At 64.1% G+C, this 21,644-nt stretch carries 15 protein-coding genes; 5 read left to right on the top strand and 10 right to left on the bottom strand.

Annotated features, from left to right (window positions below):
* Window positions 1–42: 42 nt before the first annotated feature.
* Window positions 43–1,020 (bottom strand): alpha/beta hydrolase, encoded by a 978-nt coding sequence (locus FJ546_RS15445; protein ID WP_140890133.1) that lies wholly within the window; start codon window positions 1,018–1,020, stop codon window positions 43–45.
* Window positions 1,021–1,500: 480 nt separating this feature from the next.
* Between FJ546_RS15445 and FJ546_RS15440 the strand changes: the two genes are divergently transcribed.
* On the top strand, window positions 1,501–1,968 hold the full coding sequence (locus tag FJ546_RS15440; protein WP_140890132.1) for an Hsp20 family protein: 468 nt from the start codon (window positions 1,501–1,503) through the stop codon (window positions 1,966–1,968).
* Window positions 1,969–2,048: 80 nt separating this feature from the next.
* On the opposite strand, the gene FJ546_RS15435 is transcribed toward FJ546_RS15440, so the two are convergent.
* Window positions 2,049–3,101: a low specificity L-threonine aldolase gene (locus FJ546_RS15435; protein ID WP_140890131.1), complete on the bottom strand. Its 1,053-nt coding sequence runs from the start codon at window positions 3,099–3,101 to the stop codon at window positions 2,049–2,051.
* A 494-nt stretch (window positions 3,102–3,595) separates the two neighbouring features.
* On the opposite strand from FJ546_RS15435, the gene gltB reads away from it, so the two are divergent.
* Window positions 3,596–8,326 (top strand): glutamate synthase large subunit, encoded by a 4,731-nt coding sequence (gltB, locus tag FJ546_RS15430; protein ID WP_140890130.1) that lies wholly within the window; start codon window positions 3,596–3,598, stop codon window positions 8,324–8,326.
* Window positions 8,327–8,468: 142 nt separating this feature from the next.
* A complete protein-coding gene (locus FJ546_RS15425; RefSeq protein ID WP_140890129.1) occupies window positions 8,469–9,923 on the top strand; it encodes a glutamate synthase subunit beta in 1,455 nt (484 codons plus the stop codon).
* 31 nt (window positions 9,924–9,954) lie between these two features.
* Here FJ546_RS15425 and FJ546_RS15420 read toward each other — a convergent pair whose 3' ends face one another.
* Window positions 9,955–11,184, bottom strand: a complete 1,230-nt coding sequence (locus tag FJ546_RS15420) for a DUF459 domain-containing protein (RefSeq protein ID WP_140890128.1) — start codon at window positions 11,182–11,184, stop codon at window positions 9,955–9,957.
* A gap of 123 nt (window positions 11,185–11,307) precedes the next feature.
* Window positions 11,308–12,531, bottom strand: a complete 1,224-nt coding sequence (locus tag FJ546_RS15415) for a lytic murein transglycosylase (protein ID WP_140890127.1) — start codon at window positions 12,529–12,531, stop codon at window positions 11,308–11,310.
* A 203-nt stretch (window positions 12,532–12,734) separates the two neighbouring features.
* On the opposite strand from FJ546_RS15415, the gene galU reads away from it, so the two are divergent.
* Window positions 12,735–13,649, top strand: a complete 915-nt coding sequence (gene galU, locus FJ546_RS15410) for a UTP--glucose-1-phosphate uridylyltransferase GalU (protein WP_181167961.1) — start codon at window positions 12,735–12,737, stop codon at window positions 13,647–13,649.
* Window positions 13,650–13,701: 52 nt separating this feature from the next.
* Here galU and FJ546_RS15405 read toward each other — a convergent pair whose 3' ends face one another.
* Window positions 13,702–15,483: an outer membrane beta-barrel protein gene (locus FJ546_RS15405; RefSeq protein WP_181167949.1), complete on the bottom strand. Its 1,782-nt coding sequence runs from the start codon at window positions 15,481–15,483 to the stop codon at window positions 13,702–13,704.
* 207 nt (window positions 15,484–15,690) lie between these two features.
* Between FJ546_RS15405 and FJ546_RS15400 the strand changes: the two genes are divergently transcribed.
* Window positions 15,691–16,692 (top strand): KpsF/GutQ family sugar-phosphate isomerase, encoded by a 1,002-nt coding sequence (locus FJ546_RS15400; protein WP_140890124.1) that lies wholly within the window; start codon window positions 15,691–15,693, stop codon window positions 16,690–16,692.
* Between the two features lie 245 nt (window positions 16,693–16,937).
* On the opposite strand, the gene FJ546_RS15395 is transcribed toward FJ546_RS15400, so the two are convergent.
* The 5 genes from FJ546_RS15395 to FJ546_RS15375 form a co-directional block, all read right to left on the bottom strand.
* Window positions 16,938–17,402, bottom strand: a complete 465-nt coding sequence (locus FJ546_RS15395; protein WP_140890123.1) for an NfeD family protein — start codon at window positions 17,400–17,402, stop codon at window positions 16,938–16,940.
* A 20-nt stretch (window positions 17,403–17,422) separates the two neighbouring features.
* Window positions 17,423–18,373 carry an SPFH domain-containing protein gene (locus FJ546_RS15390; protein WP_019861051.1) on the bottom strand — a complete coding sequence of 317 codons (951 nt, stop codon included), beginning with the start codon at window positions 18,371–18,373 and terminating at the stop codon, window positions 17,423–17,425.
* Window positions 18,374–18,494: 121 nt separating this feature from the next.
* Window positions 18,495–19,706, bottom strand: coding sequence for an FAD-dependent oxidoreductase (locus FJ546_RS15385; RefSeq protein WP_140890122.1), 1,212 nt, complete (start codon window positions 19,704–19,706; stop codon window positions 18,495–18,497).
* A gap of 157 nt (window positions 19,707–19,863) precedes the next feature.
* Window positions 19,864–20,928: a ferrochelatase gene (hemH, locus tag FJ546_RS15380; protein ID WP_140890121.1), complete on the bottom strand. Its 1,065-nt coding sequence runs from the start codon at window positions 20,926–20,928 to the stop codon at window positions 19,864–19,866.
* A 145-nt stretch (window positions 20,929–21,073) separates the two neighbouring features.
* Window positions 21,074–21,644 (bottom strand): LysM peptidoglycan-binding domain-containing protein (locus FJ546_RS15375; RefSeq protein ID WP_140890120.1); only part of this gene is annotated, 571 nt, incomplete at its 5' end.

Raw genomic sequence — 21,644 nt, 5'->3', positions numbered from 1 at the left:
GTGTGTCAGCTATGCCGGCCTGTGAAAGAACCGCGGTGCCGGTCAGGCCGTCGGATCGTCCGAGCCGGGGATGAAGGCGTCGAAGGCGGCAAGGAATTGTTCGCGGTAAAGATCGACCTCCTGCAGGATTTCGTGCTTGGAGCCGTCGATCATCAGCAGCGAGCCGAGCCTCAGGCTTCTGGCGTAGGCTTCCACCGCCCTGGTCGACACGACCTGGTCGGCGCCGGCGGCGATGATCAGCAGAGGCACCTGAATCCGGGCCATGAAGTCGGGGTCGCTGATGGCTTCCGACGCCTTCGCCGCCGCCTGCAGCCAGCGGATCGTCGGACCGCCAAGCGCCATTCGCGGATACTCTTCGTAGATGCGCGTGTTGCGGCGGTAGCGCCGCGGATCCGACGTTACCTTGTTGGCTAGGAAAGGCAGCGTATGTCTGGGCCGTGGACCCCAGGCGGCATAGAGCCGGCCCAGCCCCAAAGCGCAGAAAACCGAACAGATACGGCGGACCGTCGTGATCGAGACCGGCAGGTCGGGCAGGGTCAGGAACGGTGCGATCAGCACCATGCGGCGCACGCGGTTCACCATGGACGGCGCGGCAAGCAGCGCGATCACGGCCCCGGCTGAATGGGCGAGGATGTAATACGGCCCGCGGCAATCGGGCAGCACGATCTCCTCGAAAAACTGCTCCAGGTCGGCCGTGTAGTCGCGGAAGGAGCGGACATAGCCACGCTGGCGATCGCGGATCAGCCGGTCGGAATCGCCCTGGCCACGCCAATCGAGCGTGGCGACGCCAAAGCCGCGGGCGGCAAGGTCGCGGATGGTTTCGAAATATTTCTCGATGCACTCGTTGCGGCCGGACAGCAGCACCACGGTGCCCCGAATCGGGCGCGCGGCCGCCGGGAACAGGCCATAGCGGATCTTCTTGCGGTCGCGCGTGATGAAAACGCCACCGGTGGCGTTTTCCGGTCGCGGATTGCCCTCGGTTTCGTGGAAAAGCGGCGTGTCGTGGAGAAGGTCCGTCATGCGGCGCTTTGTGCTCGGCGTCTTCAGGTGCCAGCCTGTCGCGGCTGGCCTCGTCAAGGTGATAGACGCCAATGCATTAAAAGCAAAGCAAATCCGGGTTGTGCCGGGATCGCAATGGGAAGGCCGGAAGCAGCCCCGAGGGCGTGCTTCCGGCCTCTGTCGATCCGGGAGGAAGGGACGTTAACACCCGGTTCGGCCTCGTTGCGGCATCCCTGTAAAATCCGGCGCCGCCAATCCTTGATCTTGACCTCACTCTAGCGGCGGCTGTCTGAACAGGCGCCGAAGCGCCGGTTCATCTGCCGTTCATCAACGGGTAGGCCATTCAGTTTTTGTCGCCGGGGAAATCTTGAAATGCATTCGAGCGCTCCCCAAATGTTAAGTGCGGTCGCCAATGTCGGGGCCGCTGGTCCTGCCGAAACGCCGCTTACGGGTTTCGCACTGGCCATACGCAAACCATGTTGCTCAACAGGAGAACACATCATGCGTCACGTTGATTTTTCCCCGCTTTACCGTTCGACCGTCGGCTTCGACCGTCTCTTCACCATGCTGGATTCGCTTGCGCAGCCCGATGGCGCGCAGACCTATCCGCCCTACAATATCGAGCGCACCGGTGAGGATTCCTACCGGATCTCCATGGCGGTTGCCGGCTTCTCGGACGAGGAAATCTCGATCGAAGCTCACCGCAACGTCCTGACTGTGAAGGGTGAGCGCAAGGACGAGGGTAACGGTGAAGGCGCCGAATTGCTCTATCGCGGCATTGCCTCCAGGGCCTTCGAGCGCCGCTTCCAGCTTGCCGACCACGTTGAAGTCGTCGGCGCCACGCTGAAGAACGGCCTGCTCTTCGTCGACCTCAAGCGCAACATTCCCGAGGAACTGAAGCCGCGCAAGATCGCGATCACCTCGGCTCCGGCCAAGGCCAAGCAGATCGAGGCCAAGAACGCTGCGTAATGTAGCCCAGGAATAGAAGTGTCTCCTCCCGAGACGGAAGCGGCGCCGAAAGGCGCCGCTTTTTGTTGTTCGGGGACCGATTATCCGGCGATCAATTGGCCAAAGCGGTCGACCTCCTCGGCTGACGTCGCGAAGCTGGTGACGAAGCGGTAGAGCAGTTCCTCCTCGCCGATATGGCCGTCAAAGCCATGCGGCTTGTGCCAATCATAGAAGGCGGCGCCCGCTGCCTGCAGTCTCTCGGCCTCGGTCTTCTTGATCACGGCGAACACCTCGTTGGCTTGCGGCAGCCAGGCCAGCTTCGCGTGGGCCGAATCCTCGATGGCCGCCGCGAGGCGGGCGGCCATGGCGTTGGCGTGGCGCGCCGTGTCGAGCCACAGGCCGTCCTTGAAATAGGCTTCGAACTGCGCCGCGACGAAGCGCGACTTCGAAAACAGCTGGGCGGCGCGCTTGCGCAGAAAGGCCAATTCCTTGGCGCGGTCGAGGTCGAACAGCACGATCGCCTCGGCGCACCAGCAACCATTCTTGGTGCCGCCGAAGGACAGGATGTCGACACCGCGCTTCCAGGTCATTTCGGCCGGCGTCGTGTCGAGCGCGACCAGCGCATTGGCAAAGCGGGCGCCATCCATGTGCAGCGGCATGGAGTGCCGTTTTGCGATGGCCGAAATCGTCTCGATCTCATTCAGGCCGTAGACGGTGCCGACCTCGGTCGACTGGGTGATCGAAACCGCCATCGGGCGGCCCCAATGTACCACCTCGCCGGCGAAACGGCCGATCGCCCTTTCCAGATTGCGCGCGTCGATCCTGCCCAGCGCGCCGTCGACGGCATGCAGCCGCGAGCCGCCGGAAAAATATTCCGGCGCGCCGCACTCGTCTTCGATGACGTGCGATTCGCGGTGGCAGAACGAAATGCCGCCGGGTTTGTTGTAGGCGGTCAGCGACAGTGAATTGGCGGCGGTGCCGGTCGCCACGAAGAACACCGCGACCTCGCGTTCGAAAATCTCGTTGAAGCGCTGGTAGACCGCCTGGTCGAGCGCGCCGTCGCCATAGGCGGTGGCAAAGCCGCCGGCCGCGACCGACAGGCCGGCAACGATATTGGGATGGGCGCCTGCCCAATTGTCGGAAGCGAAGAACATGCATCTGCCTATGTCTGGGGAAGATCGAGGTTTTGGGAAAATCAGCGCGGAGTTGAACGGTTCCACGCGCCAACCGCAAGGGCCAAGTGCCGGAAAACCGTTAAAGCCAGCCAAGCCGACACGGCAGGGATCGGCGACTGAAGCTTACGTTTTTCCTGAATTTCACGTAATTTTATGTCGCGGAAGGCGCAAGTTTTTTGTGAATCGGTCTTGTGTGCGCCGGGGAATTCTGCCATAAAAATTTAGGACAGTAGTGCTGTCTTATTTTGTCGCACAAAACAGGCTGGATTGGCGTAACATATTGGCCTCTCCGGCTGTTGCTGCGAGCGACAGGTGGACGGCCAGACTCTGGCCTGTACGATACCAGACGCGAACCATGCGGAAAGCCGCCTGGTTCGGCAAGGATTTCGCAAGACGTGCCGCAAGGATCAGGGTGAGCCAAGCGCTTGCCGAGGCAAACCAGCGCCTGAAGGGCTGGAACGGAGGACAGGACAATGACGGACATGACGCTCTCTGCGACGAACGGCCAGGCCGCGCAGACGAAAGCGGCTGCCGTCAAAAATACCTCTCGAACCGACATCGGTCGAACCGGTTTTGCCCCTCGGGGCCTCTACGATCCGCGCAACGAGCATGACGCCTGCGGCGTCGGTTTCATCGTCAACATGAAGGGCGTGAAGTCGCATCAGATCGTCAAGGACGGGCTTGCCGTGCTCGAAAACCTGACGCATCGCGGCGCCGTCGGCGCCGACCCGCTGGTCGGCGACGGGGCCGGCGTGCTGGTGCAGCTTCCCGACCAGTTCTTCCGCGAGGAGATGGCGGCCCAGGGCATCGAACTGCCGCCGGCGGGCCAGTACGGCGTCGGACACTGGTTCATGCCGCAGGAAGCGGCGCTGCGCGCCCATATCGAGGACATCATCGCCGAATCGGCGCAGTCCGAAGGGCTGCCGCTCATCGGCTTCCGCGACGTGCCCGTCGACAATTCGTCACTGTCGAAGGCGCCCGATATCGTCGCGTCCGAGCCGTTCCATCGCCAGGTCTTCATAGGCCGCACGGCCGATATTCCGGATGACGAGGAATACGAGGCCCGGCTCTATCTGCTGCGCAAGGTCATTTCGGGCCGCATCTATGCCGAGAACGACAACAAGGACATCGGCGCCTATTGCGTGTCGCTGTCGGCGCGCACCATCGTCTACAAGGGCATGTTCCTGGCCTATCAGGTCGGCGCCTATTACAAGGATCTCAAGGACCCGCGCTTCGAGACCGCGCTGATCCTCGTCCACCAGCGTTTCTCGACCAACACCTTCCCGTCATGGAAGCTGGCGCATCCCTACCGCATGGTCGCGCACAATGGCGAGATCAACACGGTGCGCGGCAACAACAACTGGATGGCGGCGCGCCAGGCCTCGGTCGATTCCGAGCTGTTCGGCAACAACATCTCGAAGCTGTGGCCGATCTCCTATGACGGCCAGTCCGACACGGCGTGCTTCGACAATGCACTCGAATTCCTGTTCCAGGGCGGCTACAGCCTCAGCCACGCCATGATGATGCTGATCCCGGAAGCCTGGGCCGGCAACAAGCTCATGGATGCCGATCGCAAGGCTTTCTACGAATACCATGCCGCCCTGATGGAGCCGTGGGACGGGCCGGCGGCGGTCGCCTTCACCGATGGCCGCCAGATCGGCGCCACCCTCGACCGCAACGGCCTGCGCCCTGCACGCTACATCGTCACCGACGACGACCGCGTCATCATGGCTTCCGAAGCCGGCGTGCTGCCTGTGCCGGAGGAGAAGATCGTCCAGAAGTGGCGGCTGCAGCCCGGCCGCATGCTGTTGATCGACCTTGCCAAGGGCCGCATCGTGCCCGACGAGGAGATCAAGTCGGAGATCGCCACCAGGCATCCTTACAAGACCTGGCTCGCCAACACGCAGCTCATCCTGGAAGACCTGAAGCCGGTCGAACCGCGCGCGCTGCGCAAGGACGTCAGCCTGCTCGATCGCCAGCAGGCGTTCGGCTACACCCAGGAAGACACCAAGCTGTTGATGTCGCCAATGGCGACCACCGGCCAGGAGGCCGTTGGTTCGATGGGCACCGACACGCCGATCTCGGCGATGTCGGACAAGTCGAAGCTGCTCTACACCTATTTCAAGCAGAATTTCGCCCAGGTCACCAACCCGCCGATCGACCCGATCCGCGAGGAGCTGGTGATGAGCCTGGTATCCTTCATCGGGCCGCGGCCGAACATCTTCGACCTGGTCGGCACTTCGCGTCGCAAGCGGCTCGAAGTGCGCCAGCCCATCCTGACCAATGGCGATCTGGAGAAGATCCGTTCCATCGGCCACACCGAGGACCGTTTCGACACCAAGACCATCGACATCACCTATGGCTCGAATGAGGGCGCTGCCGGCATGCAGGGCGCCATCGACCGCCTGTGCGAACGCGCCGAGGCGGCGGTCGCCGGCGGCTACAACATCATCATCCTGTCCGACCGCCAGCTCGGCCCGGACCGTATCGCCATCCCGGCGCTGCTGGCGACGGCGGCGGTGCACCATCACCTGATCCGCAAGGGGCTGCGTACTTCCGTCGGCCTGGTCGTCGAATCCGGCGAGCCGCGCGAAGTGCACCATTTCTGCTGCCTTGCCGGCTACGGCGCCGAAGCGATCAATCCCTATCTCGCCTTCGATACGTTGCTCGACATGCACAAGCGCGGCGAGCTGCCGGAAGAGGTCGACGCCTACGAGGTCGTGTCGCGCTACATCAAGTCGATCGGCAAGGGCATCCTCAAGGTGATGTCCAAGATGGGCATCTCGACCTACCAGTCCTATTGCGGCGCGCAGATCTTCGACGCCATCGGGCTGAAGTCCGATTTCGTCGAGAAGTATTTCACCGGCACGGCGACGCTGATCGAAGGCGTCGGGCTGGATGAGGTCGCGGGCGAAACCGTCAGCCGCCACACGGACGGTTTCGGTAACGATCCGGTGCTGCGCAACAGCCTCGAAGTCGGCGGCGAATATCTCTTCCGCATGCGCGGCGAGGCGCATATGTGGTCGCCCGACGCGGTCGCCACCTTGCAGCACGCCGTGCGCCAGGCCTCGTGGGAGACATTCAAGGAGTATTCCGCGCAGATCGACAGCGAGACCGCCCGCGCGCAGACCATACGTGGCCTGTTCAAGATCAGGCTGGCGGAAGAGACCGGCCGCAAGAAGGTCGCGCTCGACGACGTCATGCCGGCGGCCGAGATCGTCAAGCGCTTCTCGACCGGGGCGATGTCGTTCGGTTCGATCTCCAGGGAAGCGCACACCACGCTGGCGCGCGCCATGAACCAGATCGGCGGCAAGTCGAACACCGGCGAGGGCGGCGAAGAGGCCGACCGCTATTTGCCGCTGCCCGGTGGCGGCAAGAACCCGGAACGCTCGGCGATCAAGCAGGTCGCCTCGGGACGGTTCGGCGTGACGGCCGAATATCTGGTCAATTCCGATGTCATGCAGATCAAGGTGGCGCAGGGCGCCAAGCCCGGCGAGGGCGGCCAGCTGCCCGGCCACAAGGTCGACGCGACCATCGCCAAGGTCCGGCATTCGACGCCGGGCGTCGGCCTGATCTCGCCGCCGCCGCATCACGACATCTATTCGATCGAGGATCTGGCTCAGCTGATCTACGATCTGAAGAACGTCAACCCGGCGGCCGACGTGTCGGTCAAGCTGGTGTCGGAAGTCGGTGTCGGCACGGTCGCGGCCGGCGTCGCCAAGGCGCGCGCCGACCACATCACCATCTCGGGCTATGATGGCGGCACGGGTGCCTCGCCGCTGACCTCGCTCAAGCATGCCGGCAGCCCGTGGGAAATGGGCCTGGCCGAGACGCATCAGACGCTGGTACTGAACGGCCTGCGTTCGCGCGTCGCGCTGCAGGTCGACGGCGGCTTGCGCACCGGGCGCGACGTCATCATCGGCGCGCTGCTCGGCGCCGACGAGTTCGGCTTCTCGACCGCGCCGCTGATCGCGGCCGGCTGCATCATGATGCGCAAGTGCCACCTGAACACCTGTCCGGTTGGTGTCGCCACCCAGGACCCGGTGCTGCGCAAGCGCTTCAAGGGCACGCCCGAGCATGTCATCAACTTCTTCTTCTACGTGGCGGAAGAGGTAAGGGCGCTGCTGGCCGAGATGGGCTACAGCCATATCGACCAGATCATCGGCGACAGCGATCTTCTGGAAAAGCGCGACGTGATCCAGCACTGGAAGGCGCGCGGCCTCGACTTCTCGAAGATGTTCTACAAGCCCGATGCGCCGCACGAAGCGGTGCACTGGACCGAGCGGCAGAAGCACCCGATCGACGACGTCCTCGACCGCAAGCTGATCGAGCTGGCCAAGCCGGCACTGGAGGCCAAGCAACCGGTCAAGATCGAGGTCGATATCCGCAATGTCGACCGTTCTACCGGCGCCATGCTGTCGGGTGAAGTCGCCAAGCGTTTCAAGCACAAGGGGCTGCGCGAAGACACGATCCAGGTGAAGCTGACCGGCACAGCCGGCCAGTCCTTCGGCGCCTTCCTGGCGCGCGGCGTCTCGTTCGAACTCGTCGGCGCCGGCAACGACTATGTCGGCAAGGGCCTGTCGGGCGGGCGCATCGTCATCCGGCCGCCGGAAGAAGCCAGGATCGTGGCGGCCGAGTCCATCATCGTCGGCAACACGGTGCTCTATGGCGCGACCGAGGGTGAAGCCTATTTCGCAGGTGTCGCCGGAGAGCGTTTCGCGGTGCGCAATTCGGGCGTCGCCGCCGTCGTCGAAGGCGTCGGCGACCATGGCTGCGAATACATGACCGGCGGTGTCGTCGTCGTCATCGGCAAGACCGGCCGCAACTTCGCCGCCGGCATGTCGGGAGGCGTCGCCTATGTGTTGGACGAAGCCGGCGATTTCGCCGAGCGCTGCAACATGGCCATGGTCGAACTGGAGCCGGTGCCGGAAGAAGACGACCTGATGGAAAGGCTGCTGCACCATGGCGGCGACCTCGACCACAAGGGTCGCGTCGACGTGTCCGGCGACATGACCAGCCATGACGAGGAACGTCTCTACCAGCTGATCTCGAACCATGTGCACTATACTGGGTCGGTGCGCGGCCGCGAGATCCTCGACGACTGGGCGACGTTCCGGCCGAAATTCCGCAAGATCATGCCGGTCGAATACCGCCGCGCGCTGATCGAGATGGAACGCATGCGCATGGGCGTCGCGGCCGAATAGATTTGTGAGAATTACCGGGGAGCCCAGGCCTCCCGGCCCCCTTCATCGACAGTTTGACCTCGGGCGCAAGGTTGCCATGGCTGCCTCAAGAGGTTAACGGGTGCGGCGAAAACCGCACCATCTGGACAGCAGGAACTGGACTATGGGCAAGGTAACAGGCTTTCTCGAAATCGACCGGCAGGTGCACAAGTACCAGCCGGCCTCCGACCGCATCCGGCACTTCCGCGAGTTCACGCTGCCGATGTCGGACAAAGAGGTCGAGAAACAGGCCGCGCGCTGCATGGATTGCGGCATCCCGTTCTGTCACGGGCCGACGGGCTGTCCGATCCACAACCAGATCCCGGACTGGAACGACCTCGTCTACAACAGGGACTGGGACAACGCGATCCGCAACCTGCACTCGACCAACAATTTCCCGGAGTTCACCGGCCGCATCTGCCCCGCCCCTTGCGAGGAAGCCTGCACGCTGAACCTCGAGGACATTCCGGTCGCCATCAAGACGGTGGAACAGGCGATCGCCGACAAGGCTTACGAGACCGGCCATATCAGGCCCTATCCGCCGGAGAAGAAGACCGGCAAGCGGGTCGCCATCATCGGCTCCGGCCCCGCCGGCATGGCCGCCGCACAGCAGCTCGGCCGCGCCGGCCACGACGTCCATGTCTATGAGCGCGAGAGCCGCCCGGGCGGGCTGATGCGCTACGGCATTCCCGACTTCAAGATCGAGAAGCACTATATCGACCGGCGCATCGAACAGATGCAGGGCGAGGGCGTGACCTTCCATTGCGGCGTCAATGTCGGTGTCGACAAGCCCGTCGCCGAACTGCTCGCCGAACATGATGCGGTGCTCTATTGCGGCGGCTCGGAAACGCCGCGTGCGGCCAACATTCCGGGCGACGATCTCGGCGGTGTGCATGATGCCATGCCCTATCTGGTGCAGCAGAACCGCCGCGTCGGCGGCGAGCCGATCCAGTCGGTGGCGTGGCCGTCGCACCCGATCATCGCCGGCGGGCAGCATGTCGTCGTCGTCGGCGGCGGCGATACCGCCTCCGACTGCGTAGGCACCGCCTTCCGCCAGGGCGCGGTGCGCGTCACCCAACTCGACATCCGCCCGCAGCCGCCCGAGAAGGAAGACAAGCTCGCGGTCTGGCCCTACTGGGCGACCAAGATGCGCACATCGTCCTCGCAGGCCGAGGGTGCGGAGCGCGAATTCCAGGTGGCGACGCTCGAGTTCATCGGCGAGGACGGCCAACTGACCGGCGTCAAATGCTGCGAGGTCGACGACAAGCGCAAGCCGATCGCAGGCACCGAATTCGTCATCCGCGCCGATCTCGCCTTCATCGCCATCGGCTTTGCCGGACCGGCAATGGTGGGCGTCGCACAGGAACTCGAGGGCGAGATGAAGATCGCCACCGACAGCCGCCGCTCGCGGAATGTCGAGGCCAATGACCGCGACTACAAGACCAGCGTCGACCGGCTCTACGCGGCGGGCGACGTGCGCCGTGGCCAGTCGCTGGTCGTCTGGGCGATCCGCGAAGGCCGCCAGGCGGCGCGCTCGATCGATGAAGCGCTGATGGGGACGAGCGTATTGCCCCGCTGAGTTGCGAGACGATCTCAAGAGTTCTGCGTGACTAAGGGCTGATCGCCGTCGTCGTGTCGGTCGCAGCGGCTGTCGCCGGCGGCTCTGCCTTTGGCGGCCAGGAGAAATCGTCGGCGCGGCCGGGCGCGGCCTCCGGCGCCTTGCCTTCGATCACCAGTCGCTCCCCGGGAAGAGCCGGATTGGCCTTCGCCGGCGCCGCCGCGCCGAGCAGTTCGGAGCCTCCGTCAAGGGCCGGATCGCTGAGCAGCATGGGTGCGGTGCGGTCGATGACAATGGGTGCTGCGGCCGGCGCCGGTGCCTCGACGGGCGCGCCCGGCGGTGCTGTCGCCGGGGCCACGCTGCCCGGCGCGGCGAGGCCCAGGATCTTGGCCAGCGGCTTTTCGGTGTAGAAGGCGAGCTTGCGCTTGCCGGCCTTGGAGACGTTGATACCGTCATCGGCGCGCAGCCGCACCGGCTGGCCGTTCATGTCGGGGCCGTTGGTGACGAAGGCGCCGTTCTCGTCGACGAAGCCGTCCCAGACATCGACGAATTCGCCGCCATGGTTTTCGGCGGCCTTGCGGTAGATGTCGTTGAAGGCCAGCATGTCCGATGTCATCTTCGGCACCCTGAATGCCGGCATGCCGACCCACAGGAAAGGCACTTTGGCAGTGGCAATGGCCTTGCCGAGTTCGTCGGTGCGGCGCTCGTATTCCTTGGTCCAGTTCTCTGACCGGGGCTGCTCGCGCACGTCCCCCACCCTCATCTGCTGGCGGTCGTTGGAGCCCAGCATGACGACGACCGCGGCCGGTTTCTCGGTCTCGATCAGCGATTTTATCTGTTCGGGCCAATTGTAGAAATCATCGCGCACGAAGCCGGATGAACCATTGGAGCGCACGACGATCCTGACGGCTGGGTTGTCGGCAAAGGCTATGTCCAGGCCTTCGGCAAGGCCCGACGCCATGAAGTCGCCGACGACCAGCACGATGCGAGCGTCTGGCGCCTTTTCCGCTATCGGTGTTTGTGGCTCGACCGGCGCACGCGGAACCCTCGGTTTACGCGGCTTTGGTTTTGCCTTCTGGATGTCGAGCGGTGGTTCGACCCGCTCGCTGCGGCGCGGAAACAGAAGGTCACGCAACGACCAGCCACGATTTTGCTGCGGCTGCTCCTGCGCCATGGCCGGCACATGGAAGGCGCCGGCGGCGCCGATCGCCAACAGGACGATCGCCAGAAAAAGGATCGGCGTGCGACGAGCAAGGATCGCGATACGCGCGGCCGAAACCAATCACACCTCCATCCCCTTGCGCCTGGTCCGGCAAACCGGAGCCGGTTTTGCGGCCGGGCGCAAGTTCAAAGTGCCATGGCGCCTGATATACGCGCCCAAATACGCGCGGCGCCGTGGCCGGCTCTATTTTTGCCTGAGCCATTTGAGCACTTCCATGCTCGGGTAGCCGTCCTGGGTCAAGCCGACCTTTGCCTGATAGGCCATGATGGCGGTCTTGGAGCCGTCACCGATCTTGCCGTCGAACTTGCCGTCGTAAAGCCCGTGCTGCGAAAGCCGCTTCTGCAGCTCCTGCCGTTCCTCGAAGGTGAGCTTGGTGAAGGGCCGCTTCCAGTCCTGGACAAGGCCGTTGCCACCGGCGATCTCGTCGGCAAGAAGGCCAACGGCCAGGGCATATTTGTCGGCGTTGTTGTAGGCTTTGACGACCGAGAAATTCCGGATCATCAGGAAAGCTGGCCCCCCGCGACCGTCCGGCACTTTCAGCGTCGCCTTGTCGGTGAGGTTCTTGAACGGCTTGCCGCTGGCCCTGACGACGCCAAGCGCCTGCCATTGCGCCAGCGTCTTCGCTCCGCCCGGCAGCTTGCCGGCAGGTATGGTGACTTCGTAGCCCCAGGTCTTGCCGGCCTGCCAGCCATTCTTCTTCAACAGATTGGCCGATGTCGCCAGTGCATCGGGGATTGAATTCCAGATGTCGCGCTTGCCGTTGCCGTCCATGTCGACGGCATAGTGCTGGTAGCTGGTGGGGATGAACTGGGTCTGCCCCATGGCGCCGGCCCAGGAGCCCATCAGATGGCTTTCATCGATGTCGCCGGTCTGCAGGATCTTCAGGGCTGCGACCAGCTGGGTGCGGGCATATTTCGAGCGCTTCGGGTCGCCATAGCCCAGCGTCGCAAGCGACCGGATGACGTTGCGCATGATGTCGTCGCGCTTGAGGATCTCGCCATAGTTCGATTCCATCGACCAGATGGCCAGCAGAATGTAGCGATCGACGCCGAACCGCGCCTCGATCCTGTCCAGCCACGGCTTCCACTTCTTCGCCATCTGCTGCCCAACGGCGACGGACTGGTCGTGGACGCGATTGTCGAAATAGTCCCAGGCGGGCGCGGTGAATTCGGGCTGGGTGCGCGCCTTCTCCAGCACCACCGGATCGGGCTCCTTGATGTCCCGGAAAGCCTGGTCGTAGACAGCGCCGGAAACGCCGCCGGCAACGGCGGTGGCGCGGAAGCCGGCGACCCATTGGCGGAAACCGGCGTCGGCGAAAGCGGGTCCGGCAGGCATCAGCAGAGCGAGCGAGAGGCTGGCGGCCGTCATGACGCTGGTGAAACGTTTTGCGGCATTGCGAACGGACATGTTTTCCTCCTTCTCTGTCTCAGGAAAGACCATTCATCGCCGAACCGGGTTAGGAATTAGTTTACCATAGGTGTCTCCTGGAACGAAAAGACACCTCGATGCTTGAACCGGTGGAAGTTTCCCTCACCCGCTCCCACTAATCTTCAATTCGGGCGTGAAAATGTCGCGAGACAGGGATTGCGGAGCCGGCCAGCAAACGGATAATTGAAAGCATGAAGAGAGTTCGCAAGGCAGTTTTCCCGGTCGCCGGTCTCGGCACGCGGTTCCTCCCGGCCACCAAGGCTGTTCCCAAGGAGATGCTGACCGTCGTCGACCGGCCGGTCATCCAGTATGTGGTGGACGAGGCGCGCGAGGCGGGCATCGAGCATTTCATCTTCGTGACCGGCCGCAACAAGGCGGTCATCGAGGACCATTTCGATATCCAGTTCGAGCTCTATGACACGCTCGCCCAGCGCGGCAAGGACGAGCAGCTTGCCCGCCTGCAGCGGTTGCAGCCGGCGCCGGGGCAGACCAGCTTCACCCGCCAGCAGGTGCCGATGGGGCTCGGCCATGCCGTCTGGTGCGCGCGCGAACTGGTCGGCGACGAGCCGTTCGCGCTGCTGTTGCCCGACATGATCATGCAGTCGGAAAAGAGCTGCATGAAATCGATGGTCGAGCTCTACGAGGAAACCGGCAGCAACATCATTGCCGTGCAGGAATGCGACCCGGCGGAGGCCCACAAATACGGCATTGTCGGCCGTGGCGAGGATACGCATCACGGCTTCCGCATCACCGAGATGGTGGAGAAGCCGAAGACCGGCACGGCGCCGTCCAATCTCTACATCAATGGCCGCTACATCCTGCAGCCCGAGATATTCAAGATCCTCGAGGGTCAGGAAAAGGGCGCCGGCAACGAAATCCAGCTCACCGATGCGATGCTGAAGCTGGAAAAGCAGCAGGCCTTCTACGGCTATCATTATCAGGGCCGCACCTTCGACTGCGGATCGCCGGAGGGTTTTGTCGAGGCCAATGTCGCCTTCGCGCTGTGGCGCAGCGACATGAAGGAGAACATGGCCGGCGTCATCCGCACGCTTCTCGACGAGATGACGCCATCGGAGCGGCGGGTCGCGGTATCTTAGCTGGATGGGTCATGTCAGCGCGAGCGGCTGACCGCCCCTAGGCAGGCGTGTTTCAGCGCTGCACTTTCAGGCCAAGGTAGATGCTGTTGGCGGTGTAGTCGCGGCCGGGCAGGTTGCTGGTCAGCTTTTCGGTTCTGACCCGGCTGGTGAGGCCGGCATAGCGGTTCAGCCACCAGGTCAGCCCGGTCTCGGCGCTCAAGATCCTGTCATGGCCGTCGATGCCGACATAGTCGCGCCAGTCGACGCCCAGGGCGGCATTCGCGGTAAGGTTGGCACGGATCTGCCGTTCGGCCGTCAAGCGGCCGGAATAGAGGATATCGCCGCTTTCGCCCGCCGTGGTGGTGGTCTCGACGGTGGTTTTGCCGGTCAGGCCGATCGTGGTTCCGCGTTCCGGCGACCATTTGAGGTCGGCGTTGACGGTGGCGCCCGAAATCGCCTCCAGGCTCTTGTCGTCGATCGCTTCCCGCAGCCAGCCGGCGGAGAACTCACCAGAGAGCTTCTCACCCATATCGAGTTGCAGACCGGCGCGGGCGCCGAGCCGGGTCGAGGACCGCTCGAAGCCTTCATTGTCGATGCGTTGATCGTAGGCCCGGCGGCCGACCTCGATTTCGCTGAACGGGGTGAGAGCCGGGGAGATTTCGTAGCCGGTGCGCAGGGTCGCCGTGTAGAGCGTGTTGTCCTGATCCTTCTGCGACAGCGTGGTGCCGTCCGAAAGCTCGGCGTCACCGTAGAAGTCATGCGAGACCGCACCGGTCAACGTGTACTGCATCTTGCCGACGGCCTTTTCGACGCCGAGGCTGCCGTCGATGGTCTGCCGCAGCGGCTGCGTGCTGACGCCGGCAATGGCGTTGGGCGAGGACGCCGTTTCAGGCACCGCCTCGTAGCCGAGCTTGGCGATGGCGCGCAGCTCGTTGTCGAGGTCGACATTGAGCTGGCCTTCGATGCGGCCCTGCGCATCGTGAACCCGGTAGCCCGACACCGTCTCGCGGAACAGGCCATAGCCGTCGATGGTGGCGGAGTTTTCGCGCCAGTCGGAGACGGCCGTAAAGCGCAACGCTGTCTCAGACAGCAGCGCCGAGGTGCCGGCACTGCTCGAATCGCCGTTCGTGGTGGCGGTCATGCCCTGTTCGATCGACGGGCGGATGACGAAGGAGCCCCATTTGACGCCGGTGGGCTGGAACGGATCCTCCTCGGCTTTCTTGTTCTGGCCTTCGATGGCGGCGGTGCGTTCGGCGCCGGGGTCGAGTTTCTGCCTGCCGGCGCTGTCGACGGTGAGAGCACGGCGGTTGGCCGCTTCCTGGTCCGCGCCGTCGGTATCGTCGGTCGCGGCCTGAGTGGTGTCCGTGGTCGCGGTGGTCGCCTTCTTCTTTTTCTTCGATTTGCCGGTTGCCCTGGGGTCCGCCTTGGTCTTGTCCAGATCCGCCGCGTTCTGGCCGGCGCTCGACGGACGGCGACGAGGCTTGGGCGGCGTCGGATTGTCGGTGGCCGTGTCGTCGGTCGCCTGCGGCGGATCGAAAATGCTGCCGGTGGCGGCATCGGTGTTCGTGTCGTCAGGGACAGCGCCGGCGCTGGCCGGCAAATAGGTGCGCGGCGGCGCATCGTCCTGCGCAGAGTTGGCCGACTGTTGCTGGCCCTGGGTGGCAAGGGCGAGCTGCTTTGCCTTGCGCTGCTGGTCGGACAGGATCGCCGATTCGGACACCTCGCCGCGCAGCTCGGTTTCCTGGGCATGAAGCTGCCCCGGGCGCAACAAGGCAAACATGCTGGTCGCCAGCAACAAGGCGCAGACCGCCTTGCCCCGTCGTCCTCTCGATTTCTCTGGCTGGGCCCCGGACATCGCCACCACTGCTTGCGCGGCGCTGTGCGCGCCATACTTACCGAACCGTAAATGGGGATGGTTAACGGAGGGTTGAGGCGGCGATCGTTCGTCCGGTTAAAGTGCCGCTGTTTGCCGATCCTGTGACCTGTCCGAAGCCTCCGCCGTCCGGGCGCCAGCGCCATTTCTGTTGGACAGGCGGGCGGCAACGCGCTAATCGCATCATCCATGCATGCGAGATTCCTCGATAAGAAGCCCCTGGACAGGCAAGCGTCGATCGATTCGGCACTGAGAACGGTGGCGACCGAGCAGGCCGGCATCGCCGCCCTTGCCGAGGCGCTCGAGAACGGGCTGGCCGCGCCTTTCGCGCAGGCCGTCGACATGATCTCGAAGATCGAAGGCCGGCTGATCGTCACCGGCGTCGGCAAAAGCGGCCATATCGGCTCGAAGATCGCGGCGACGCTGGCTTCGACCGGCACGCCGGCCTTCTTCGTCCATCCCGTCGAGGCCAACCATGGCGATCTCGGCATGATCGCCAAGGACGACGCCATCATCGCCATCTCATGGTCGGGCGAAAGCAAGGAGATGCTCGGCATCGTCGCCTATTCCAGGCGTTTTTCCATTCCGCTCATCGCCGTCACATCGGGCGAGACATCGGCGCTGGCGCGCGCGGCCGACGTCGTGCTGCTTTTGCCGCGCACCCCGGAGGCCTGTCCGCACGGGCTGGCGCCCACGACGTCGACGCTGCTGCAACTGGTCATCGGCGATGCGCTGGCGATCGCACTGCTCGAGGCGCGGGGTTTCACGCCAGACCATTTCCGCACCTTCCATCCCGGCGGCCAACTCGGCGCCAATCTTACCATGGTCTCCGAGATCATGCGGGTCGGCGACCAGATGCCGCTGGCCGTGCTCGGCACCAAGATGCCGGAAGCGGTAATGACGCTGTCGCAGAAGAAGGTCGGCTGCGTCCTGATCGTCGACGCCAATGGCGAACTGGCGGGGATCATCACCGACGGCGATGTCGCGCGCAACCTGCACCGCAATTTGGCCGACGTCATCGTCGACGAGGTGATGACCCGCTCGCCCAAGACGGTCGACCCGCAGACGCTAGCCGGCACGGCGATCGCGCTGCTCAACGAGCACAATATCGGCGCGCTGGTGGTGACCAGGAACAACATGCCGCTGGGCGTGGTGCATTTCCACGACCTGTTGCGCATCGGCGCTGCCTAGGCATGCCGATATTCAGGTGAAGCCGGTCTGCAAATGGCTGATACCCGCGCTTCCGGCCCTCACCGGCCGAAGCACTCATGAGGGATCGTCGCAGCTAAGGCTACGGCCGGCGTAGGCCGGTACTTAAGTACGCTCCGCTCCGGTTCTCGGCATCAGCCATTTTGGTCGCTTCGCGCCCGTCTTCGACTCCGACTCGGCCTGACCTGAATCTCAACACACCTTTCGCGCCGGCGCCGTCTGGACACTCAGACACGCTCCACCGTCAGTTCCAGGTCCGTGTCGGCGGCACTTGTCACGCGCACCTGCGTGCCGGCCGGTAGGTCGGGCCCGGAGACGCGCCACAGCGTGTCGCCGAGCTTGATGCGGCCGCGGCCGTCCTTGATCGGCTCGGCAAGCGTTGCCATGCGGCCGACCATCTGGGCGCCGCGCCGGTTGAGCAGCGGCTGGTCGGTCGGCTGGTCGCGTCCGCCCATGAGTTTCTTGCCGACGAAGGCTGAAACCAGCGACAGCGCCAGGAAGGCGAGGACCTGGACCTGCCAGCTCCAGATCGCCGCATCCCAGATCAGCAGCGACACCGCGCCGATGATGAGCGCGGCGATGCCGATCCACAGCATGAAGAAGCCCGGCGCGATGACCTCCACCACCAGCAGCACGAAGCCCAGAACCATCCAGTTCCACGGGCCGAGTTCGGAAATGATGCGATCGAACATGGGAGTGGCCTCCTGCGGACTCAGTTGTCGCTCGGGCGCACAACTGGCGGGCGCGCGGCCTGCCTTTGCGCGCCGGTCGTGCCCTCGCTGCGGAAGACTTCCTTGGCGATCTCGCCGATGCCGCCGAGCGAGCCGATCAGCGACGACGCCTCGAAAGGCATCAGCACGATCTTGCTGTTGGTGGCCGTGCCGATCTTGCCGAGCGCCTCGGTGTATTTCTGCGCGACGAAGTAGTTCAGCGCCTGCACGTCGCCCTTGGAAATCGCTTCCGACACCACCTGGGTGGCGCGGGCCTCGGCTTCGGCCGAGCGTTCGCGCGCCTCGGCGTCGCGGAAGGCGGCCTCCTTGCGGCCCTCGGCCTCGAGGATCTGCGACTGCTTGAGGCCTTCGGCGGCCAGGATCTGGGCGCGCTTGTTACGTTCGGCGGTCATCTGGCGGCCCATCGATTCGATGAGGTTGGCCGGCGGGTTGATGTCCTTGATCTCGACGCGGGTGATCTTGATGCCCCATGGATGCGCTGCTTCGTCGACGACGCGCAGCAGGCGCTCGTTGATGGCGTCGCGGTTGGACAACAGCTCGTCGAGGTCCATCGAGCCCATGACGGTACGGATGTTGGTCATAGTCAGGTTGAGGATGGCGTTCTGCAGGCCGGCAACCTGGTAGGCGGCCTGTGCCGCATTGAGGATCTGGTAGAAGGCGATGCCGTCGACACCGACGATGGCGTTGTCGCGGGTGATGATTTCCTGGCTCGGAACGTCGAGCACCTGCTCCATCATGTTCATCTTGGCGCCGATGCGGTCGACGAACGGCGTGATGATGTTGAGGCCGGGGCTCAGTGTCCTGGTGTAACGACCAAAACGTTCGACCGTATAGTTGTAGCCTTGGGGAACTGTCTTGATGCCTTTGAACAGCACCAGCACGACAAGCGCGACAAGAACAACGACCGCAATATCGAAACCACTGAAATCCATTTGGCTCTCCCTCAGAAGCGGGCCGCGAGAGCCATTCCCGCGCAGCCGACTTCACCAAAGACTTAAGTGTGTTTCAGGAACGTTACAATCAGGTGATGAAGGATTGTTTGTTGCTCTGCACTCACCGGTTGAAGGCGAAGAGCTCCGCATCGATGTCGGTCATCCCCTTGATCGAAGCCGAAATAATTTCGGAAGCGATGCGCGAGAAGGTGATGCCGTTGCCGCCGTAACCCATGACTGCATGGATGCGCGGATGCCGGGGGACGGCGCCGATATAGGGCAGGCCGGTGCTGGTTGTGCCGAAGGAGCCGGTCCAGGCGAATTCAGGCCTGACGTCGAGATGCGGGAACACCTGGCCCAGCTTGTCGGCAATTCGGGCACTCTTGTCGGCGATCAGTCCGTCGCGCCGCGTCTCGTCGACAAAATCCTCGTCCTCGCCGCCGCAGATGACCCTGCCGTCCGCCGTCGAGCGCATGTAGAGATACGGGTTCGACGCCTCCCAGATGAACGACGGACCCGGCCAGAGTTTTCGCGGCTGCGGGCGTGTCGCGATCGCCCAGGTCGACATGATCCGGTGGGCGGCTGCCGGCACGATGTCGACCAGTTCGTAGCCGGTGGCCAGGACGACATACCGTGCGGTGATGGTCGGGCCCTCCTTTGTCGTCACGACCACCTCGTCGGCATTGTCCTCGATCGCCGTCGCTTCGGCGGGCGCGTAAAGACGTGCCTTGCGCTCCAGTGCCTTGAGCAGCAAGCCGGCCGTCAGTTTGCTCGGGTCGAGCGCGATGTTGCCATGGCTGAGGATGGCGCCGCCGCGCTCGATGCCGAATGTCTGCGCCAGCGGCTGCGGCGTCAGATAGGTTGCGGCAATGCCCGCCTGTCGCCGCGCTTCGGCTTCCTCAATCAGTTCCGACGGCCCGAGCAGCGTGCCGGCCAGATAGAGCGACGGGGTGCGGCGCAGGCGACAGTCGATTGCGAGATATTCGATGCGGCCGGCCAGGTTGGAAACGGCGAGCCGCGAGCGGCGCCAGGCCTGCTGTGCCTTGGTCTTGCCGATCGTCTTCGAGAGCACGGAAAGCGGCTGGTCGATTTCGAACTGGACGAGCGCGGTGGTCGCCGCGGTCGAGCCTTTCAGCGGACCACGCCGGTCGATGCAGATTACCTGATGAGCTTCCGCCGTCAGTGCCTCGGCCGCCATGGCGCCGCTGATGCCCATACCGATGATCAGGACGTCGGTCCTGACGTCGCGGGTCAGCGCCGACGTCGGCACGGCAGGCGCCCGATAGACGGACCAGACGGGCCGGCCGGTTCTGAGGTCGAGCTTGCGGGGCATCGAATTCTCCGGAGGAACCGCTCAACGCTCCTGAGTGGCCCTTGTTCCGGTATCAGAGCGGCGAGCCGCTCTAACTCTCTGGTTGACGAAATTCCCAAGAGAAAGCGCTATGCGCTTTTCCCGGGAAAATCGTTTCACAGTTTCCCTAGAGTTTCTCCTAGACCCAGCCGGACAGTTCGCGCCGCACCATCGCCTCGATCACCGCCATCCCCTCGGCGCTGTCGTTGAGGCAAGGGATGTGAGCGAAGTTCTTGCCGCCGGCGTGATGGAAGGTCTCGGCCGCTTCCCGGCCGATTTCGTCCAGCGTCTCGATGCAGTCGACGGAAAAGCCGGGATTGACGATGGCGATGGATTTGACGCCGTCCTTGCCGAGTTTCTCCACCGTCTTGTCGGTGTAGGGCTGCAGCCATTCCTGGGCGCCGAAGCGGGACTGGAAGGTGGTGATCAGCTTCTTCTCGTCCAAGCCGAGCCTGTCGCGCAACAGCCGGGTCGTCTTGAGACAGTGGCAATGGTAGGGATCGCCCTTTTCGAAATAGGGCCTTGGGATGCCGTGGTATGAGGCGATGACCACTTCCGGCTCGAAATCCAGCGCCGCGATATTCTGCTCGATCGAACGCGCCAGCGCCTCGATATAGACCGGCTCGTCATAGTAAGGCGGCACGCTGCGGATGGCGGGGGCCGCGCGCATCTTCATCAAGGCGCGAAACAGCTGATCATTGGCGGTGGCCGTCGTCGTCGCGGAGTATTGCGGGTAGAGCGGGAACGAAAGAATGCGGTCGCAGCCCTGCGCGACCAGCCTTTCGGCGACACTCGCGGTCGAAGGATTACCGTAGCGCATGGCCCAGTCGACGACGACATTGGGCAGGTCGCGCAACGCCTCGGCCAGCTTTTCGCCCTGGGCGCGGGTGTAGGTGCGCAGCGGCGACTCGTTCCTTTCCTGGTTCCATATCCGGGCATAGTTGGCGCCGGACTTCTTCGGCCGCGATGTAAGCACCAGGCCGTAGAGGATCGGATACCAGATCGCCCTGTTGAGCTCGATGACGCGCGGATCGGACAGAAATTCCCTGAGATACCGCCACATCGGTTTGAAGTCGGTGCCGTCAGGCGTGCCGAGATTGATCAGCATGACACCGACCTTGCCGGTCTTGACCGGCGGATGCCCGGCCGGCAGTGGGCCATGGGCCTTCGCGGCTTTGGGATCGACAGCGGTTGTGAACGTCATAGCGGTTCTCCAGAAGGCGCGAACCTAATCATCCTGCACGGGCTTTCAATGCCGCGTCTGGCCGCACCTTAACGCGTGTCCAGCTGAAAACAGAACACCCGCCCGGTTTCCCGGGCGGGTGTTGGATGGAAGAGACGAAGTGAGGTTACTTCGCCGGGATGGTCAGCGTCGCGCCGGGCATCAGCCGATGCGGCCTTTGACCCTTGTTGGCCTCGTAGATGAGTTTCCACTTGGTGGCGTCGCCATAGGCCTTCTTGGCCAGATCCCAATAGCTGTCGCCGGTAACGATGACATGGCTGCCCGTGGCGGGTGCGGCTTCAGCGGGCTTTGCCGGCTCTGCCGGCTTGGCGGGTTCCGCCGGGGCCGGTGCTGCCGGTGCAGGGGCGGCCTCGGCTGGTTTTGCCGGCTCGGCCGGTGCAGCTGCCGGGGCAGCGGGAGCCGGCGGGGCCGGTGGCGGAGGTGCATTCTCCGTCGATATGGCCGGCGGCGTGTTGGCGATATCGCCTGAGTTCGCGGGCAGTTCAGGCATTGCCGGTGCGGCTTCCGCGGGCTTTGCCGGTTCAGCCGGTTTCGCGGCCTCGGCCGGTTTGGCAGGTTCCGCCGGCGCGGGGGCCGGGGTTGCCTCGGCTGGCTTTGCCGGCTCTGCAGGCTTGGCTGGTTCCGCTGCCGGGGTCGCCGCGACGGTCGAGGCGATCTCGGTGATGCGGCCGTCGAGC

Source organism: Mesorhizobium sp. B2-4-19 (assembly GCF_006441315.1).
Taxonomy (GTDB): domain Bacteria; phylum Pseudomonadota; class Alphaproteobacteria; order Rhizobiales; family Rhizobiaceae; genus Mesorhizobium.
The sequence above is the reverse complement of the archived record's forward strand: the minus strand, read 5'-3'. Positions and strand labels throughout refer to the sequence as shown.